The organism is Lentzea sp. NPDC051213 (assembly GCF_044455585.1).
Classification (GTDB): Bacteria; Actinomycetota; Actinomycetes; order Mycobacteriales; family Pseudonocardiaceae; genus Lentzea.
Genome location: NZ_JBITEX010000004.1, coordinates 816,836 through 833,006, shown reverse-complemented (window position 1 = coordinate 833,006; position 16,171 = coordinate 816,836). Strand labels below are relative to the sequence as shown.

The 16,171-nt window shown below is 68.3% G+C and carries 16 protein-coding genes and 2 tRNA genes; 11 read left to right on the top strand and 7 right to left on the bottom strand.

The genetic code is table 11. The annotated features are described in order from the left end of the window. The first annotated feature begins 72 nt into the window (after window positions 1-72). The 3 genes from ACIA8G_RS22180 to ACIA8G_RS22170 all read left to right on the top strand — a co-directional run bounded on the left by ACIA8G_RS22180 (window position 73) and on the right by ACIA8G_RS22170 (window position 1,722). Window positions 73-396 (top strand): WhiB family transcriptional regulator, encoded by a 324-nt coding sequence (locus ACIA8G_RS22180; RefSeq protein WP_396420515.1) that lies wholly within the window; start codon window positions 73-75, stop codon window positions 394-396. Between the two features lie 286 nt (window positions 397-682). Next, on the top strand, window positions 683-1,555 hold the full coding sequence (locus ACIA8G_RS22175; protein WP_396420514.1) for a class I SAM-dependent methyltransferase: 873 nt from the start codon (window positions 683-685) through the stop codon (window positions 1,553-1,555). A 23-nt stretch (window positions 1,556-1,578) separates the two neighbouring features. Continuing rightward, entirely contained in the window at window positions 1,579-1,722 is a 144-nt protein-coding gene (locus ACIA8G_RS22170) for a hypothetical protein (RefSeq protein ID WP_396420513.1), read from the top strand. A gap of 287 nt (window positions 1,723-2,009) precedes the next feature. Here the strand turns inward: ACIA8G_RS22170 and ACIA8G_RS22165 are convergent, their stop codons facing one another. The 4 genes from ACIA8G_RS22165 to ACIA8G_RS22150 all read right to left on the bottom strand — a co-directional run bounded on the left by ACIA8G_RS22165 (window position 2,010) and on the right by ACIA8G_RS22150 (window position 4,949). Next, window positions 2,010-2,552: a hypothetical protein gene (locus ACIA8G_RS22165; protein WP_396420512.1), complete on the bottom strand. Its 543-nt coding sequence runs from the start codon at window positions 2,550-2,552 to the stop codon at window positions 2,010-2,012. Between the two features lie 85 nt (window positions 2,553-2,637). Beyond that, window positions 2,638-3,948: an ABC1 kinase family protein gene (locus tag ACIA8G_RS22160; protein WP_396420511.1), complete on the bottom strand. Its 1,311-nt coding sequence runs from the start codon at window positions 3,946-3,948 to the stop codon at window positions 2,638-2,640. Further along, complete coding sequence (locus ACIA8G_RS22155; protein ID WP_396420510.1) at window positions 3,945-4,730, bottom strand: hypothetical protein; 786 nt, start codon at window positions 4,728-4,730, stop codon at window positions 3,945-3,947. The genes ACIA8G_RS22160 and ACIA8G_RS22155 overlap by 4 nt, the downstream gene beginning before the upstream one ends. A gap of 63 nt (window positions 4,731-4,793) precedes the next feature. Next, window positions 4,794-4,949, bottom strand: coding sequence for a DUF5679 domain-containing protein (locus ACIA8G_RS22150; protein WP_166056119.1), 156 nt, complete (start codon window positions 4,947-4,949; stop codon window positions 4,794-4,796). A 194-nt stretch (window positions 4,950-5,143) separates the two neighbouring features. Here ACIA8G_RS22150 and ACIA8G_RS22145 point away from each other — a divergent pair, with 194 nt between their 5' ends. After that, window positions 5,144-5,671: a M48 family metallopeptidase gene (locus ACIA8G_RS22145; RefSeq protein ID WP_396420509.1), complete on the top strand. Its 528-nt coding sequence runs from the start codon at window positions 5,144-5,146 to the stop codon at window positions 5,669-5,671. 643 nt (window positions 5,672-6,314) lie between these two features. On the opposite strand, the gene ACIA8G_RS22140 is transcribed toward ACIA8G_RS22145, so the two are convergent. Then, window positions 6,315-7,607, bottom strand: a complete 1,293-nt coding sequence (locus tag ACIA8G_RS22140; protein WP_396420508.1) for a zinc-dependent metalloprotease — start codon at window positions 7,605-7,607, stop codon at window positions 6,315-6,317. A gap of 44 nt (window positions 7,608-7,651) precedes the next feature. On the opposite strand from ACIA8G_RS22140, the gene ACIA8G_RS22135 reads away from it, so the two are divergent. Beyond that, entirely contained in the window at window positions 7,652-8,731 is a 1,080-nt protein-coding gene (locus ACIA8G_RS22135) for a PDZ domain-containing protein (RefSeq protein WP_396420507.1), read from the top strand. A 114-nt stretch (window positions 8,732-8,845) separates the two neighbouring features. Here the strand turns inward: ACIA8G_RS22135 and ACIA8G_RS22130 are convergent, their stop codons facing one another. Beyond that, the gene (locus tag ACIA8G_RS22130; RefSeq protein ID WP_396420506.1) at window positions 8,846-9,385 is read right to left on the bottom strand and encodes a PPA1309 family protein; all 540 of its coding nucleotides are present in this window, start codon (window positions 9,383-9,385) and stop codon (window positions 8,846-8,848) included. Window positions 9,386-9,479: 94 nt separating this feature from the next. Here ACIA8G_RS22130 and ACIA8G_RS22125 point away from each other — a divergent pair, with 94 nt between their 5' ends. The 3 genes from ACIA8G_RS22125 (at window position 9,480) to ACIA8G_RS22115 (ending at window position 12,946) form a co-directional block, all read left to right on the top strand. Then, window positions 9,480-12,482, top strand: a complete 3,003-nt coding sequence (locus ACIA8G_RS22125; RefSeq protein WP_396420505.1) for a UPF0182 family protein — start codon at window positions 9,480-9,482, stop codon at window positions 12,480-12,482. Window positions 12,483-12,535: 53 nt separating this feature from the next. Next, window positions 12,536-12,609: transfer RNA gene (locus ACIA8G_RS22120), tRNA-Met, on the top strand. 263 nt (window positions 12,610-12,872) lie between these two features. Then, window positions 12,873-12,946, top strand: a tRNA-Met gene (locus tag ACIA8G_RS22115). Window positions 12,947-13,016: 70 nt separating this feature from the next. On the opposite strand, the gene ACIA8G_RS22110 is transcribed toward ACIA8G_RS22115, so the two are convergent. Further along, the gene (locus ACIA8G_RS22110; protein WP_396420504.1) at window positions 13,017-13,217 is read right to left on the bottom strand and encodes a hypothetical protein; all 201 of its coding nucleotides are present in this window, start codon (window positions 13,215-13,217) and stop codon (window positions 13,017-13,019) included. Window positions 13,218-13,605: 388 nt separating this feature from the next. Between ACIA8G_RS22110 and ACIA8G_RS22105 the strand changes: the two genes are divergently transcribed. The 3 genes from ACIA8G_RS22105 (at window position 13,606) to ftsE (ending at window position 16,136) form a co-directional block, all read left to right on the top strand. Further along, window positions 13,606-14,106, top strand: coding sequence for a PadR family transcriptional regulator (locus ACIA8G_RS22105; protein ID WP_086666928.1), 501 nt, complete (start codon window positions 13,606-13,608; stop codon window positions 14,104-14,106). A 60-nt stretch (window positions 14,107-14,166) separates the two neighbouring features. Further along, on the top strand, window positions 14,167-15,267 hold the full coding sequence (gene prfB / locus ACIA8G_RS22100; RefSeq protein ID WP_396420503.1) for a peptide chain release factor 2: 1,101 nt from the start codon (window positions 14,167-14,169) through the stop codon (window positions 15,265-15,267). A gap of 179 nt (window positions 15,268-15,446) precedes the next feature. Next, window positions 15,447-16,136, top strand: a complete 690-nt coding sequence (ftsE, locus tag ACIA8G_RS22095; protein ID WP_086666930.1) for a cell division ATP-binding protein FtsE — start codon at window positions 15,447-15,449, stop codon at window positions 16,134-16,136. The last annotated feature ends 35 nt before the right edge of the window (window positions 16,137-16,171 follow it).

Here is a 16,171-nt window from a genome sequence, read left to right as displayed (position 1 = left end):
GAAAGCCGCGGACTCGCACAGAGTCCGCGGCTTTCGTGTTTTTGCTGTACCCCACACAAGGAGAAAACCCTGATGTTGACCGTGACTGTCCCGCTCACCGGCGAGACACTTCCGGACCTCGCGGAGGGGCTTGACCTGCCCTGCCGCACCCACAACCCCGACCTCTGGTTCGCCGATGTGCCGGCGGAGCTCGAGAAGGCGAAGTCCTTCTGCGGGACCTGCCCGGTGCTCGCCGAGTGCCTCGCCGGCGCGCTTGCGCGTCACGAGCCGTGGGGTGTCTGGGGTGGAGAGATCTTCGAGCGCGGTGTCGTCATCGCGCGGAAGCGCCCGCGTGGCCGTCCGCGCAAGGACGCTGCTGCAGTTGTCACCGCTGACAAGACGGAGGCCGCTGCGTGAACGCCGTGCAGATCGACCACATCGCGAAGCCCACCTACCTGAACAAGGGTCTGACTCCCATGTCTCTGCAAGAAGAACTCGTGCGAATACGAATACAAGAAGCCCAGAGGTACGCAGAAGAGCAACGCGTGGCGAACCGGCTCGCGTCAGCGCAACGTTGGCGCAGGTTGGCGCGATGGGCGGGGCGCAGAGCGGCTCGCTTCGACCTCTGACAGTCTCGAGCTGAGGCCGTCATCCACGAGAAGGTGGATGGCGGCCTCGGCCGTTCCTCCGTACCGTTCATTTTGTGCCGCACCACACACACGACGGGATCGACTGGTCCGCCCGCCTCCACGCGATGAGGCGCTACGGCTCACTGCAGGCCGAGGCGCTTTCTCACGTGGCCCGCAGACTGGTGGCCCCACTGCCCGACTCCCCGGTAGTCATGGACGTCGGCTGCGGCGCCGGCTCCATGAGCGTGGCGCTGGCTTCGGCGCTGCGCGAACACGGCGGCGGCGTCCTGGTGCTGGTCGACGCCACGCCCGAACTGCTGGACGCGGCCTGCACCGCGGCGCGAGCCGAGACTGACGGCGCCGTGTCGGTGAAGCCCGTGCTCGCGGACCTGGCCACGGAGACCCCGCTGTCCTTCGCGGGACCCGTCGAGCTGGTCTGGGGTTCGCGGGTGATCCACCACCTCCCTGATCAGTTGCGCGGAGTGAAACGCCTGGTAGAAGCACTGGCTCCCGGCGGCTGGCTGGCCCTGGCCGAGGGCGGCCTGGAAACCCGCTTCCTGCCGTGGGACCTCGGCGTCGGCGAGCCCGGCCTGCAGGACCGCATGGCAGCGGCCCGCGCCGAGTGGTTCGTGTCGATGCGCGAGGGCATGACCGGCTCGGTGCGGCTGCCGGTCGGCTGGAACGTCGCACTGGCCGACGCGGGCCTGGGCGAGATCAGCGCCTTCAGCTTCGTCGTCGACCACCCGGCCCCGGCCAAGCACCTCGTGCGCGAGTGGGCCGTCGACCGCCTGACCTGGCTCACCGAGATCACCGGCCCACGCCTGCACGCCTCCGACCGCGACGCGTTGCGCCGGCTGCTCAACCCGTCCGACTCCGAGTACGTCGGCGCCCGCGAGGACGTGTTCCTGCTGGAAACCGACACCGTCCACCTGGGACGCCGCCGGTGACGGCCTGCCACAGATGCGGGCGGTTGCGTGCCTCCGTTTCCGACCTGGAGTTCCTGGCCTGGTCTTCGGAGCGGACCGGTGGGTCGTTCCGCTGGTTGTGCCATGTCTGCGCCAAGACGCATGTGCGGGACATTGAGGGCAAGTTGCCGGACGAGTACTGGCGCTGAGTTCTGTAGCTGGGGTCGGTGCATGTCGGCGGTTGGTCGGCCAGGACGGACTCGGGGCGCGTGGGTTCTGTTCGTCGCGCGCCGGGTCGGATGCCTGGCTGATCAGACCGGGGACAGGTGAGTAAGGCCTGTCTGACCTGGGCTGATCTGCGTCGGTAGGCGTGTCGGCTCAGCGTGCAGGTCGCGGGCGAGCGCCGCCCGTCGTCCACCACGGCCAGCGGGTGAGCGCAGCCGGGCCTTCACGACGGTGTCGAGCGCGCTGGATCCGAGCGTCTGCACCCGGCTGATCAGACCGGGTACAGGTGGCATAAGGCCTGCCTGACCAGCGCCGATCCCCGTCGGCAAGCCTGCCTCAGCTCAACGTGCAAATCCGCAGGCGAGCACAACCCGGCATCCACCACAGCGTCGAGGATCTCCACGACCGCCCGCGGGTTCGGCTCCCTCCGAGCCAGGTCCAGAGCCGCCCGTGCCGGGCCGGCCAGCCGCAGCCCGTCGCGGTTCACCACGGCCGGCGGCCGGCTCGTGCGTTCGAGAAGAATCCAGGGATGCGCTCTTCGCGCGTTCTTCCCCGCGAGTACGTGAATGTGCCGGGGGAGAGGAAGCACCGCGCCCTGCCGGGCCAATGAGTCCGCTCCCGTGATCACTGAATCCTGGCCCGCATAAGAGAGGACAGCGCGAAGCCGATCCAGCCGGGTCGGCGGTGAGGGCTTCTTCAGGACCACGCCGGGCAGCAGCTGTTGCCACGGCCCGGCCGGTGAGCAGTGACGGTGGATCTCTCGCGTCGAGTAGCCGGATTTGTGCAGTTCAGCGGTGGTTGCGATGGGTGCCATGGGTCCATCGTGGCGTACTCGGACACCGGCAAAAGGGGCTCGGCGCCAACCTGTGGATAACTTCGCCGGGGTTCACTCGGACGAGTTAGTCATCGAATCCCGGCTGCCAGCGCGCGACGATTTCCCGTGCGGTCACGTGGGCGTCCAACTGGCAGAGAATGCCGGTGGCGCCCATTGTCACGCGATGAATCAGCAGGTACTGCGGTGGCAGGTTCAGCGAACGGCCCGTTTGTGAGTCCGGGCTGCGCAGGTCGCCCACCCGTTCCGCCTGCGACTGCAGCCAGCGGCGGGTGAAGTGGAACGACTCGGCGCGCAGCGGCTCGACGAAGGGCGCCAGGTAGCCGAGCACGTCCTCGCCGTGCAGCGACATGCCCTCGCGGATGAAGTTCTCGGCGCGCAGCAGGTCGACCAGGTCGACGGAGCGGCCTTCGAGGGCCAGCCTGGTCATCCGGCCCAGCGTCTTCGGCAGGCCGTCCGGCAGGCGCGCGACGGCGCCGAAGTCGATCACGCGCAGGCGGTCGTCGTCGCCCAGCATGAAGTTGCCTGGGTGCGGGTCGGCGTGCAGGAGGCCGGAGCGCGACGGTGCCGAAAAGTGGAACTCGGCGAGCAACTGGCCTGCCAGGTCGCGCTCTTCGACGGAACCCTCGCGGATGATCTTCGACAGGGGCGTGCCCGACGTCCACTCGGTCACCATGACCTTGGGCGACGACGCGATGACGCGCGGCACCACGACGTGCGGGTCGTTCTCGAAGGCCTTTGCGAACGTGCGCTGGTTCGCGGCCTCGTCGCGGTAGTCGAGCTCCTCCAGGTACCGGTCGCGCAGCTCCTCCAGCAGCGGGCGCACGTCGGTGCCGGGCATGATCGCCTGCAGCAGCCGGGAGAACCGCAGCAGCTGCTTGAGGTCCGCGCGCAGGGCTTCGTCCGCGCCGGGGTACTGGACCTTCACCGCGACGTCGCGGCCGTCGTGCCACACCGCGCGGTGCACCTGGCCGATGGACGCCGATGCGGCCGGGTCGTCGTCGAACTCCTGGAAGCGCTTCACCCAGGACGCACCGAGCTGCTCGGCGAGCACGCGGTGCGTGGTGCGGGCGGGCATCGGCGGGGCCGCGGTCTGCAGTTTGGTGAGCGCCTCGCGGTACGGGGCCGCGAGCTCGTCCGGGACCGCTGCCTCGAAGACGCTCAGCGCCTGGCCGAACTTCATCGCTCCGCCCTTGAGCTGGCCGAGCACCGCGAAGACCTGTTCGGCCGTCTTGGCCGTCACCTCGGCGTTGACCTCGTCGGCCGCGCGTCCGGTCAGTCGCTTTCCCCAGCCACCGACAACCCGGCCGGCCACCCCGAGCGGGAGGCTCGCCAGCTTGGCGGTGCGCTGCACGGCCTTGCGCGGAATCTCGGTCACTCGGCCATGTTATGTGCGGAGCACTGACAGTCAGGGTGCGGATACCAGCTTCGCCTCTCAGCAACACCGGTCACCAGGTCCAGCTCCACAGTGGCGCTCAACACGGGCGGAGGGGCCAGCTCGTGGCCGCGGACGTAGATCAACGACTCCAGGATCTGGACCACGGCCAGCGCCGCGGTTCCCGACGCGAACAGCACGTCGGAGGAAGCCGGTTTGCCGACGAGCTGGGCCGCGATGGCCGGCCAGGCCGGGTCGTGGTCGGTGCGGTGCAGGTCCGCGCAGTTGAGGCAGCTCGTGCGGCCTGGCAGGACGAGCGGCCCAACGATGCCGATGCCCTCACGCACGCGCACGGCGAGATGCGGCGTGCGGGCGGCCATCAGCGCGCTGACGAGAGTCGGATCGGGGACGAGCGTCGCGGCGAGCACGGCCAGATCGGCGTGGTGGGCGAGCCGGACGCCCGATTCAGCTAGAAGCGAAGTAATTGCCAGCGCAAGGTGCCCGCCACCGTGGACGGCGGCTGTCGCGCCCTTGATCCGCGGGGTGCTCTCCTCGAGGAGACCCGCTTCCTCGAGCGACTTGAGCACGTCGGTCAGCTGGGTGGGGTCTTCGCCGCGTTGTTTGAGCCTTTCACCCAGTTCAGTGACGGTGTGGCGGCCGTCGAGGGTGAGCAGCTGGTCGACCAGAGCCTCGGACAGCTCGTCGATCACCACCGCGTGCTTCGGGTCGGTGCCGACCTGCACGACACCGGGGCCGCGGCGCACCACGGCGAGTCCTGCACGCACGCGCGGTCTCGTGTCCACAAAAGAAAGACTGGCAGGGGGCGGGGCCCCCTGCCAGCGGAAACGTCAGACCTTGGCCTTGCCGAGGATCCGCGTCATCTTCGTACCGCAGACAGGGCAGGTGCCCTTCGCCATGCGCCGACCGTTGGTTTCCTCGACCTTGCCGTCGAAGTCGCGCTTCTCGCGGCACTTGACGCAGTAGCCGTTGTAAGTCTCGGCCACAGCCCCTCCCTTGCAGTTGTGAGTGCGGACACACTCGGGGACCTTGGCGCGACGGTACCTGGGCGAGGCGGCGAATCCGCGCAGGTTCATCCGCGCGTGTCCAGCCGCCGTTCGGTGGAACTTCACCCACCGGCTGCGGGCATGGGGCCGGTTGGGGGCCGAAAATTGTCGGTGCCGCCGATTACGGTGACTGCATGGCCGAACCGCGGGTGGAGGTGCGGCGGAGCCCCCGGCGCCGCCGCATGGTCAGCGCGTACCGGGAGGGCGACACAGTGGTCGTCCTTCTGCCGGCACGGATGACCAAGGGGGAAGAGAAGCACTGGGTGGCGGAGATGTTGAGCCGCCTCCAGCGCAGCGAGACGCGCAGGAGATCCCCTGCGCGAACGTCGGACGAGGCTTTGATGGCGCGCTGTGCCGAACTGTCGGCGCGCTACCTGGACTCTCTTGCCGACCCGGTGAGCGTTCGCTGGGTGCCGCCCATGCGCACGCGTTGGGCGTCATGCACGCCGTCCGAGGGCACGATCAGGGTCTCTGAGCGCCTGCGCGAGGTGCCGCCCTGGGTGCTCGACTACGTCCTGGTGCACGAACTCGCGCACCTGCTGGTGCCAGGTCACGGCAAAGACTTCTGGGAGTGGGTGCATCGCTACGGCAAGACCGAGCGGGCCATGGGCTATCTGGAGGGCCTTTCGGCCGCGGCCGGGCTCGGAATCACTGAGGATTGAGGGGCGATGGGGGGAGGGGTGTGGGGGCGAGGGGAGAGGTGTGCTCGCGGAGAGCGCTCGCCTAGCTCGCCCCTCAGTGTCTTCTGGGGGCCGAGCCCCCAGACCCACGCCGGGGGCTCCGCCCCCGGACCCCCGGCCGCCTCGCCTTCGGCGTTGGCAGGCCCAATTCACCCTTTCGGGCGTCGGGTCGGCAACGAGTAGGCCGTGCCGGGGGCGTCAGACCGGCGCGCATCTGCTCGCTGAGTGCATTACCGGACGTGCCGCAGGCATCGACCGGCGCTCGCCTGCTTGCTGAGTGCCATCGCCGGTCGTGCCGCCGGGGGTCAGGGCCAGCACTCGTCTGCTCGCTGAGCGCTGTCACCGGGCGTGCCGCGGGCGTCGACTGGCACTCGTCTGCTCGTTGAGTGCCGTCACCGGACGTGCTGCGGGCGTCGACTGGCACTCGCCTGCTTGCTGAGTGCCGTCACCGGACGTGCTGCGGGAGTCGACCGGCACTCGTCTGCTCGCTGAGCGCCGTCGCTGGACGTGTCGCGTGGCATGCCCGGTGGTGGCCAGGAGCCCTCGCGAGGCCTGCCCGGCGCACTGCGGACATGGCGAGGGCCGGGCACGCAGTTCGTGCCCGGCCCCGCCGAAACAGCTCGGATCAGCCTTCTTCGGGCTTGCCGCCGTCCTCGCGCATGGTGCGCTCCAGCTCGGCCATCGGGTCGTCGAGGGCCTTGCGGGTGTTGGCCAGGCGCTCGGCGAACTCCAGCGGGTCTTCCAGTTCCTCGGCGGTCGGGATCAGCTCCGCGTGGTCCCAGACGCTGTCGCGGACCTCGACGCCGTGCTGGTCGCCGATGAGCTTCCACAGGGCCGAGGCGGCGCGCAGGCGGCGCGGGCGCAGTTCGAGGCCTACGAGGGTGGCGAAGGTCTGCTCGGCCGGGCCTCCGGAGGCGCGGCGGCGGCGCAGGGTCTCGCGCAGGGCGGGGGCGCCGGGCAGGCGGTCTGCCACGGCGGCGTCGACCACGACGTCCACCCAGCCCTCGACCAGGGCCAGCAGCGTCTCCAGGCGGGTCAGCGCCGCCTTCTGCTCCGGGGTGGTCTGCGGCTCGAGCAGGCCGGAGCCCATGGCCTCCTCGATGGAGGCGGGGTTCGACGGGTCGATCTGGCCGGCGAGCTGCTCCAGGGCGGAGGTGTCGACCTTGATGCCCTTGGCGAACTCCTCGACGGTGTCGAGCAGGCGCTGGCGCAGCCACGGCACGTGCGTGAAGAGGCGCTGGTGGGCGGCCTCGCGGGCGGCGAGGAAGACCATCACCTCGGAGGCGGGGCGCTCCAGGCCCTCGGTGAACTTCTCGATGTTCGCCGGCAGCAGCGCCGCGGTGCCCTCGGGGCCGAGCGGCAGGCCGACGTCGGTCGAGGTGAGCACCTCGGAGCCGAGCTGGGCCAGGGCGTTGCCGAGCTGGGAGCCGAACGCCATGCCGCCCATCTGGCCGAGCATCGCGAGCAGCGGGCCGGCGGCCTGCTTCGCCTCGGCGGGCATCGCCTCGACCCACGCGCCGGACATGCGCTGCGCGACCGGGTCGCACAGGCGCTGCCAGGTGGGGATGGTGCGCTCGATCCAGTCGCGCGCCGTCCACGCCTGCGTCGTGCGGGTGCCGGCGGGCAGCGAGGTGACCGGGTCCAGCCACATCTCGGCCAGGTGCACGGCGTCGGTGACCGTGCTCGACTGGTCGGCGGCGAACCCGATGGTCGTCGTCGAGGAGGACAGCTGCTGGAACGCGATCTGCTTCGCGAGGTCGTAGTTCACCGGCCCGCTCGACGACCCCGCGCTGCTCAGCATCGAGCCCAGCTGGCTCAGCATGTTGCCCAGCTGGCTGAAGTCGAACGGGTTGTCTCCCGGCTTCCCGCTCTTGTCGTCGGGGTCGTGCGGGCTGAACCCGAACGGCACGTCACTCATGCCTCTACCGTACGCGGATCCACATGGTCGTACGCTGTTCAGCCGTGAGTGAAACCGTCACGACCGCACCCCCACCCGCGCCCCCGCCGAGGGAACGCGGACTGACCCGCCGGACGTGGACGCTGATCGTCAGCTTCCTCGTGGTGGCGGCACTCGGACTGCTCGGCGGTTTCGCCAGAGTCCCGTACGTCGCTCTGGGCCCCGGCCCGACATACGACGTGCTCGGCCAGGTCAAGGACACCGACGTTGTCGCGGTGGACGGCCAGAACACTTTCCCCACCAAGGGGAACCTGCGCATGACGACGGTCTCGCTCACCGATGACGTGTCGTTGTTCGGAGCGCTCGGCCTCTGGCTGTCCGGCCGCTACGCCCTCGCGCCGCGCGAGGAGTTCTTCAAGCCCGGTGAGTCGGAGGAGGAGGTGCAGCGCAACAACGAGCTCGCGTTCAGCGAGTCCCAGACCTCCGCGGAGGTCGCCGCGCTGAACTACCTCGGCTATCCGGGCAAGGTGATCGCGAACCAGGTGACCAAGGGCAGCCCCGCGGAGAACGTCATCCCGCTCGGCGCCCGCATCATCTCGGTCAACGGCAAGCAGGTGCAGAGCGCCGCCGACGTGAGCTCCGCCCTGGAGAACACCAAGCCGGGTGACCGCATCGAGGTGGCCTTCGAGAAGGACGGCACCTCGAAGTCGACGCAGCTCACCCTCGGCACCCGCGACGACGGCCGCCCCGCCGGCTTCATCGGCATCTCGCCGGTCGACCGGGCCGACGTGCCGTTCAAGATCAAGATCAGCCTGTCCGATGTCGGCGGGCCCTCGGCCGGCCTGATCTTCGCGCTGGCCATCGTGGACAAGCTGACGCCCGGCGAGCTCAACGGCGGCAAGTCGATCGCGGGCACCGGCGAGATCGCGGGCGACGGCACGGTGAAGCCGATCGGCGGCATCGCGTTCAAGATGGTCGCCGCGCAGGAGGCCGGCGCGACGGCGTTCCTCGTGCCCGCGGCCAACTGCACGGACGCGAAGCAGCAGGCGCCGGACGGCCTGCAGCTGATCAAGGTCGAGAACCTCAAGGACGCGGTGTCGTCGCTGGAGGCGCTGAACGCGGGCAAGCCGACGCCGGGCTGCTGACCTGGCACGACGCTTTTTGTCGGTGGTGTCTGGGAGAATAAAAGCAGGGGACCCCCTGGAGGGGACCCCTGCGCGAGCTTCGGGCCGGGTTGTGCCAGCCTGGACTGGTGACGACTAGGGCCGCAGCGTGGCGAGCAGGGCGTCGGTGAGGTTCGGCGCCAGCTCGGGGTGCTCGACGAACTCCTCGGGCACCTCCACCGTGCCGCGCAGCCGCAGCACGCACGAGACGCTGCCGTCGCGCAGGACCGCGGCGACCAGGCGGGCCTCGCGGCGTGACGGGTGCTCGGCGGCGAACCGGCGGGCGGCCTCGTCGTCCAGCTCGCCGTGGTGCAGCTCGGTCTCCGCCTCCGGCGGCAGGACGACGATCTCCTGGGCCAGGGCGCACCCGGTGACGGCCGGCGGCCACTCGATGCCCGCCAGTGCCTCGCCCAGGTCGCCGTCCAGGGCGTCCTGCGCGATCGGGGTCAACGGGGACGCTTCCGCGTCCAGTTGGGTGCGCAGTTCGGGCTGCTGCTCGATCAGGTCTGTGGTGGACACGAGGGCGAACAGTTGCGGAGGCTGCTCCCAGCCGCCTGCCGCTACGAACTGCTCTACCTCGCGCGCGACCGTCGGGAGGATGACCGCTGGAGTTTCACTCGCTGACACGCGTGTCATGGTAAGACGGCGCTCTGGACGGGAACCCAGGGCGTCGTCCGTAGAGTTGGACTAAACGTACGTATCGAAATACCGCGATCCAGGAGCGTGCCTCGTGGCCACACGGCCTCCAGTCGGACTGCCGAAATTGTCCCGACGCAGCCGAATCCTGCTCATCGTCGGTGTCGTGCTCCTGTTCGGTCTCATCACGGGATCGCGGCTGCTCGACACCTACGTGAACTGGCTGTGGTTCGGCGAGGTGAAATTCCGCAACGTCTACAGCACAGTGCTGCTCTCCCGGCTGAGCCTGTTCGTGGCCGCCGGGGTCGTGGTCGGCGGCATCGTCGCGCTGAACCTCTGGCTCGCGTACCGGGCGCGGCCGGTCTTCGTGCCGGTCTCGGGACCCGATGACCCGGTAGCCCGCTACCGCACGGTCGTGATGCGCCGGATGCGGTTGTTCGCGATCGGCATCCCCGTCTTCGTCGGGCTCATCGCCGGTGCGTCGGCGCAGGACGACTGGCAGCTGCTGCAGCTGTTCCTCAACGGCCAGCCGTTCGGGGTGACCGACCCGCAGTTCGGGCACGACATCGGCTTCTACGCCTTCCAGCTGCCGTTCTACGAGTGGCTGCTGTCGTGGCTGTTCATCACGACCGCGGTGTCGTTCATCGGCGCGGTGATCGCGCACTACCTGTTCGGCGGCATCCGGCTCGCCGGTCGCGGCGGCCAGCTGTCCGGCCCCGCCCGGCTGCACCTGGCGCTCGTCGCCGGCACGTTCGTGCTGCTGAAGGCCGTCGCGTACTTCTTCGACCGGTACACGCTGCTGCTGCACGAGAACGAGAAGTTCGTCGGCGCGAGCTACACCGACCTCAACGCGGTGCTGCCGGCCAAGCTGATCCTGCTGTGCATCGCGGTGTTCTGCGCGGTCGCGTTCTTCGCGGGCGCGTTCATGCGCAACGTGCAGCTGCCCGCCATCGCGACCGTCCTGCTGGTCCTGTCGAGCGTGCTCGTCGGCGCTGCGTGGCCCGCCGTGCTGGAGCAGTTCTCGGTCAAGCCGAACGCCATCCAGAAGGAAGCCGAGTCGATCACCCGCAACATCGCGGCGACAAGGCAGTCGTTCGGGCTGACGGAGGACAAGGTCGAGACGAAGCCCTACGAGGGCAAGCAGACCGTCAGCAACGACCAGATCAAGACCAACGACGCGGCCACCCTGGGCAACATCCGCCTGCTCGACCCGGCCGTGCTCTCGCGGACCTTCACGCAGTTCACGCAGCTGCGGCCGTTCTACGGGTTCCCGAACAAGCTCGACGTCGACCGGTACACAGTGGACGGAAAGCTGCGCGACTACATCGTCGCGGTCCGCGAGCTGAAGCTCGACAGCCTGCCGCAGGGCCAGCGCGACTGGATCAACCAGCACCTCATCTACACGCACGGCAACGGCTTCGTCTACGCCGAGGCGAACAAGGTGAACGCGGTCGCCGACCAGACCAACGGCGGCTACCCCGAGTTCAAGACCGGTGAGGTCAAGTCGAACGGCGACGTCGGCAACGAGGCGAACGGCATCAAGGTCGAGCAGCCGCGCGCCTACTACGGCGAGCTGTTCGGCGCGAACGACTACTCGATCGTCGGCGGCAGGCCGCAGGGTTCCGCGGCCGAGTACGACACGGACTCCAAGGCCTACACCTACACCGGCACCGGTGGTGTCCCGATCGGCAGCCTGTTCAACAAGCTGGCGTTCGCGGCCTACTACGGCGAGCGGAACATCCTCTTCAACCAGTCGATCGCGGACGAGTCGAAGATCCTGTTCAAGCGCGTGCCGCGGGACCGCGTGCAGGCCGTCGCGCCGTGGCTGACCGTGGACAGCGACCCGTACCCGGCCGTCGTGAACGGCCGCATCACGTGGATCGTCGATGGATACACCACGCTCGAGAACTACCCGTACGCGCAGCGCACGCAGCTGGGTGACGCGACGAACGACTCGCTCACCGCGGACGGCGTGGTCATCTCGCAGGTCAACAAGCCCGTCAACTACATCCGCAACTCGGTCAAGGCCACTGTGGACGCCTACGACGGCACGGTGAACCTGTACCAGATCGACGACAAGGACCCGGTCCTCAAGGCGTGGATGGGAGTCTTCCCGAACACGGTCAAGCCGGGCAGCGAGATCTCGAACGAGCTGCGTCAGCACTTCCGCTACCCCGAGGACCTGTTCAAGGTGCAGCGGCAGATCCTGTCGAAGTACCACGTCTCGTCCCCGTCGGACTTCTACTCCGGCGTGGGCTACTGGGCGGCGGCGCAGGACCCGACGATCGACAACGTGACCACGGCGGACGCCCAGCGCGACGCGGCGAGCAAGCGCAGGGACGCCCAGCCGCCGTTCTACGTCCTCGCCGGTGACCCGAGCGACGCGAGCAAGGTCCGCTTCCAGCTGACCAGCCCGCTCGTGCGGGAGAACCGGGAGTTCATGGCGGCCTACGTCTCGGTCGGATCCGATCCGGACAACTACGGCAAGATCAGCGTGCTCCAGCTGAGTCAGGACGCCAAGGGCCCGCAGCAGATCCAGACGCAGTTCCTCACCTCGGACAACGTCAGCCGCGAGCTCAACCTGCTGACACAGCAGAAGACGACGGTCGTCTACGGCAACCTGCTCACCCTCCCGGTGGGCGGCGCGCTGCTCTACGTCGAACCCGTCTACATCGAGCGAGCGTCCAACAACACCTCGTATCCGCAGCTGTCCAAGGTGCTCGTCTGGTACGGCGACCGGGTCGGGTACGCGTCCACGTTGAACGAGGCGCTGGACCAGGTGCTCAGCGGTGCCGGCGCGGTCGTGCCGCCGCCGAGCGACAACACCGGCAACGGCCAGACCTCGACGCCGCCGTCGACGACCACACCGGGCAACGGGACGTTGAGTCCTGACCTGCAGAAGGCGGTCAACGACATCGACGCGGCGCTGGCCGACATCAAGAAGGCCCAGCAGAACGGTGACTTCGCCGCGCTCGGCACGGCGTACCAGCGCCTGGAGGACGCGTCGAAGCGCTTCAAGCAGTACAACACCGCGGCCGTGGCGCCGCCGCCGACGCAGCAGTCGTCGGTTGTGCCCAGCCCCACACCATCGGGCTGACCGCTCGATTTGCTTTTCCCGCTCCGCCCCGCGTAGGGTTCTATTCATACCGACGCGGGGTGGAGCAGCTCGGTAGCTCGCTGGGCTCATAACCCAGAGGTCGCAGGTTCAAATCCTGTCCCCGCTACAAAGTTGGGAAAGTCCTGTCTGCGGAGATCGCAGACAGGACTTTTTCGCATTTACATTGGGGGCGAAGCCCCCAAACCCCACCCCGGGGGCGAAGCCCCCGGACCCCCGGCCGCTCGCCTTCGGCATCGTGGGCCCCCATCCGGTTCGGATGGTCATCTTGGGGCTGACCTGCGTTGATGTGGGTTAGTGGGGGGTGGTGAAAAGGCGTTTGTGGAGGGTGTATAGTTCTCCTTAGCAAGACAACAGAACAGCAAGAAGCGGCGCGGGGTGGAGCAGCTCGGTAGCTCGCTGGGCTCATAACCCAGAGGTCGCAGGTTCAAATCCTGTCCCCGCTACTACGCAGAAGGCCGGAACCTATCGGGTTCCGGCCTTCTGCTTATTCCTGGTCGGTGTGGCTGGGGTGTTTCAGGTCATGTTCTCCGCCCAGTACTGGGCGCACAGCATGCTCGAGCAGATCCTGCCCTCGCCGTTGACGGTGCGGTGCTTGCGGATCTGTTTGCCGCACACCATGCATTCGTCCTTGCCTGCCTGCTCCGGGATGCCGCCCGTCATCCAGGCCACCGTGTGCGCCGCCATCTTCTTGTGGTCCAGCCACTTGATGTTCATCGTCCCCGACCTCCGTGGTGTCGCCCGCCCTGCCCTGACAATGATCATCTTCCCAGCCGTGCGGCCTGGCGAAAGAGGTGCGGGCGGACATCACCAGGTTGTGCGACGGAGACTCACGTCCGTCCATTCGGGTGGCTCCGGCCGGTGAGAGTCGTGCCGCCGATCGGGTGAGATCGGGTGACTTTCGTTTCTGCGAAAGGACTTTTCCATCCGGGATGGACACGGACGGTCAAGCGGCCAAACGCGTGAGGTGTGAAAACTGCCGGTGACTCAGCGGAACTTTTCGTTGCTCCGCATGGCCCAACAGGCTAGCCCGGTGATCAGCCACTGTGGACAGAACGGCTGACCATTGTGGACAGCATCCCCCGGACGTGGGAACGTTGTCGTTGTGTCAGACCTGAATGCGACCGCAGCCGCCCTGCTCGGGCTGCTGCACGACGGACCCAAGACCGGTGGCCAGTTGGTGGCGGAGGCAGGAGACCGCTTCGGCGCGTTCTTCAGCGTGACCCGCAGCCAGGTGTACCGCGAGCTGCCCGCGTTGGCCGACCAGGGCCTGCTGCGACTCGGCAAGCAAGGACCGCGGTCAAGCCAGCAGTACGTGCTCACCGCGGCGGGCAAGAAGGCCTTCAAGAACTGGCTGCTGTCCGAACCCGGCCCGGACCACCTGCGCAGCCCGCTCATCCTGCGTCTGGTGCACGCCGGTTCGCTGACCGCGAAGCAGCGCGAATCCCTGATCACGACCGCACGCTCGGCGTACGGCCAGGAGCAGGAGAGCGCGAAGAGCGCGGCCAAGACGGCGGAGGACCCCTACGCCAAGGCGGTGGCCGAGTTCGGCCTGGCCCACGCGAAGGCCGTTCTCAAGCTGCTCGACGCGATCCCGACCGCTTAGCAGAGACCGCCAGCGAGCACCGGTCGCGAACTGTGACCGGTGCTGGCGTAATCTTTTGCCGTGAACCCGGACGTCGAAGCAGACATCAAGGACCTCTCCGCCACGCTTTCCAGCATCGAGGCGGTGATGGACCTCGATGGCCTGCGCGCCCAGGTCGCGGACCTCGAGGAGCAGGCAGCGCGCCCCGACCTCTGGAACGACCAGGAGAAGGCGCAGAAGGTCACCAGCCAGCTCTCCCACAAGCAGGGTGAGCTGCGCCGCGTCACCGGCCTGCGCGAGCGCCTGGACGACCTCCCGCTGCTCTACGAGCTCGCCGAGGAGGCGGAGGACGCGGACGCCGCGGCCGACGCCGACAACGACCGCGCGAAGCTGCGCAGCGAGATCGCCGGCCTCGAAGTCCGCACGCTGCTGTCCGGCGAGTACGACGAGCGCAACGCGCTCATCACCATCCGCGCGGAGGCCGGTGGCGTCGACGCCGCCGACTTCGCCGAGATGCTGCTGCGCATGTACTCGCGCTGGGCCGAGCGCCACCACTACCCCGTCGAGGTCTTCGACACGTCCTACGCCGAAGAAGCCGGCATCAAGTCGGCCACCTTCCGCATCACCGCGCCGTACGCCTACGGCACGCTGAGCGTCGAGCAGGGCACGCACCGCCTGGTGCGCATTTCGCCGTTCGACAACCAGGGCCGCCGCCAGACGTCGTTCGCCGGCGTCGAGGTCGTGCCCGTCGTCGAGCAGACCGACCACGTCGAGATCGACGAGAAGGACCTGCGCGTCGACGTCTACCGCTCGTCCGGCCCCGGTGGCCAGGGCGTCAACACGACCGACTCGGCGGTGCGCCTCACGCACATCCCGACCGGCATCGTGGTGTCCTGCCAGAACGAGCGCTCGCAGCTGCAGAACAAGGCCACGGCCATGAACGTCCTGCAGGCGAAGCTGCTCGAGCGCCGCCGGCAGGAGGAGCAGGCCAAGATGGACGCGCTGAAGGACTCCGGCTCCAGCTGGGGCAACCAGATGCGCTCCTACGTGCTGCACCCGTACCAGATGGTCAAGGACCTGCGGAACAACCACGAGGTCGGCAACCCGTCCGCGGTGCTGGACGGGGAGATCGACGACTTCCTCGAGGCCGGCATCCGGTGGCGCAAACAGTCGCAGGCGTAGTCCTGGCGCTGATCTGAGGCGAAGAGCACGTTCGGGCCATTCACAGGGCCGAACGTGCTCTTTTGTCGACCGGCTGTGCCGGATCGGCCACGCCGTGTGGAGCGTCGGGACCGCCTTTCCGGGGCCGGAAGTTAACCGGAACGGGGGCTTTACCGCGGCCATGGGTAGACTCGCGCCTCGTGATTCGTCTCGAACACGTTTCCAAGGTCTACAAGACCTCCACGCGTCCTGCGCTCGACGACGTGTCCGTCGAGATGGAGAAGGGCGAGTTCGTCTTCCTGATCGGGCCTTCCGGGTCCGGCAAGTCGACGTTCCTGCGCTTGCTGCTGCGCGAAGAGGTGCCGACCAGGGGACGCGTCTACGTGTCCAACTTCGACGTCGCCAAGATGTCGCGCCGCAGGGTCCCCCGCCTGCGTCAGTCCATCGGCTGTGTCTTCCAGGACTTCCGTCTTCTGCCCACGAAGACGGTCGCGGAGAACGTCGCCTTCGCGCTGGAGGTGATCGGCAAGCCCCGCAACACCATCGTCAAGGTGGTGCCGGAGGTGCTGCAGCTGGTCGGCCTCGACGGCAAGGAGGACCGGTTCCCGACCGAGTTGTCCGGTGGTGAGCAGCAGCGCGTCGCGATCGCCCGTGCGTTCGTGAACCGCCCGCTGGTGCTGATCGCGGACGAGCCGACCGGAAACCTGGACCCCGACACGAGCCAGGACATCATGTTGCTGCTGGAGCGGATCAACCGCACCGGCACGACCGTCATCATGGCCACCCACGACCACGGCATCGTCGACTCGATGCGCCGCCGCGTCGTGGAACTGGCGTACGGCAAGGTCGTCCGTGATGACGCGCGCGGCGTATACGGCGTTGGCCGTTAAGCGCTCCTAACCCCCGACCCCCAAGGAACCCCGCC

Bases quoted from the DNA above. Each gene is read 5' to 3' on its own strand.
- ACIA8G_RS22140 (WP_396420508.1), bottom strand. From the start codon at position 7,607: ATGAGTGACGTGCCGTTCGGGTTCAGCCCGCACGACCCCGACGACAAG.
- ACIA8G_RS22130 (WP_396420506.1), bottom strand. From the start codon at position 9,385: ATGACACGCGTGTCAGCGAGTGAAACTCCAGCGGTCATCCTCCCGACG.
- ACIA8G_RS22165 (WP_396420512.1), bottom strand. From the start codon at position 2,552: ATGGCACCCATCGCAACCACCGCTGAACTGCACAAATCCGGCTACTCG.
- ACIA8G_RS22180 (WP_396420515.1), top strand. From the start codon at position 73: ATGTTGACCGTGACTGTCCCGCTCACCGGCGAGACACTTCCGGACCTC.
- ACIA8G_RS22145 (WP_396420509.1), top strand. From the start codon at position 5,144: ATGGCCGAACCGCGGGTGGAGGTGCGGCGGAGCCCCCGGCGCCGCCGC.
- ACIA8G_RS22110 (WP_396420504.1), bottom strand. From the start codon at position 13,217: ATGAACATCAAGTGGCTGGACCACAAGAAGATGGCGGCGCACACGGTG.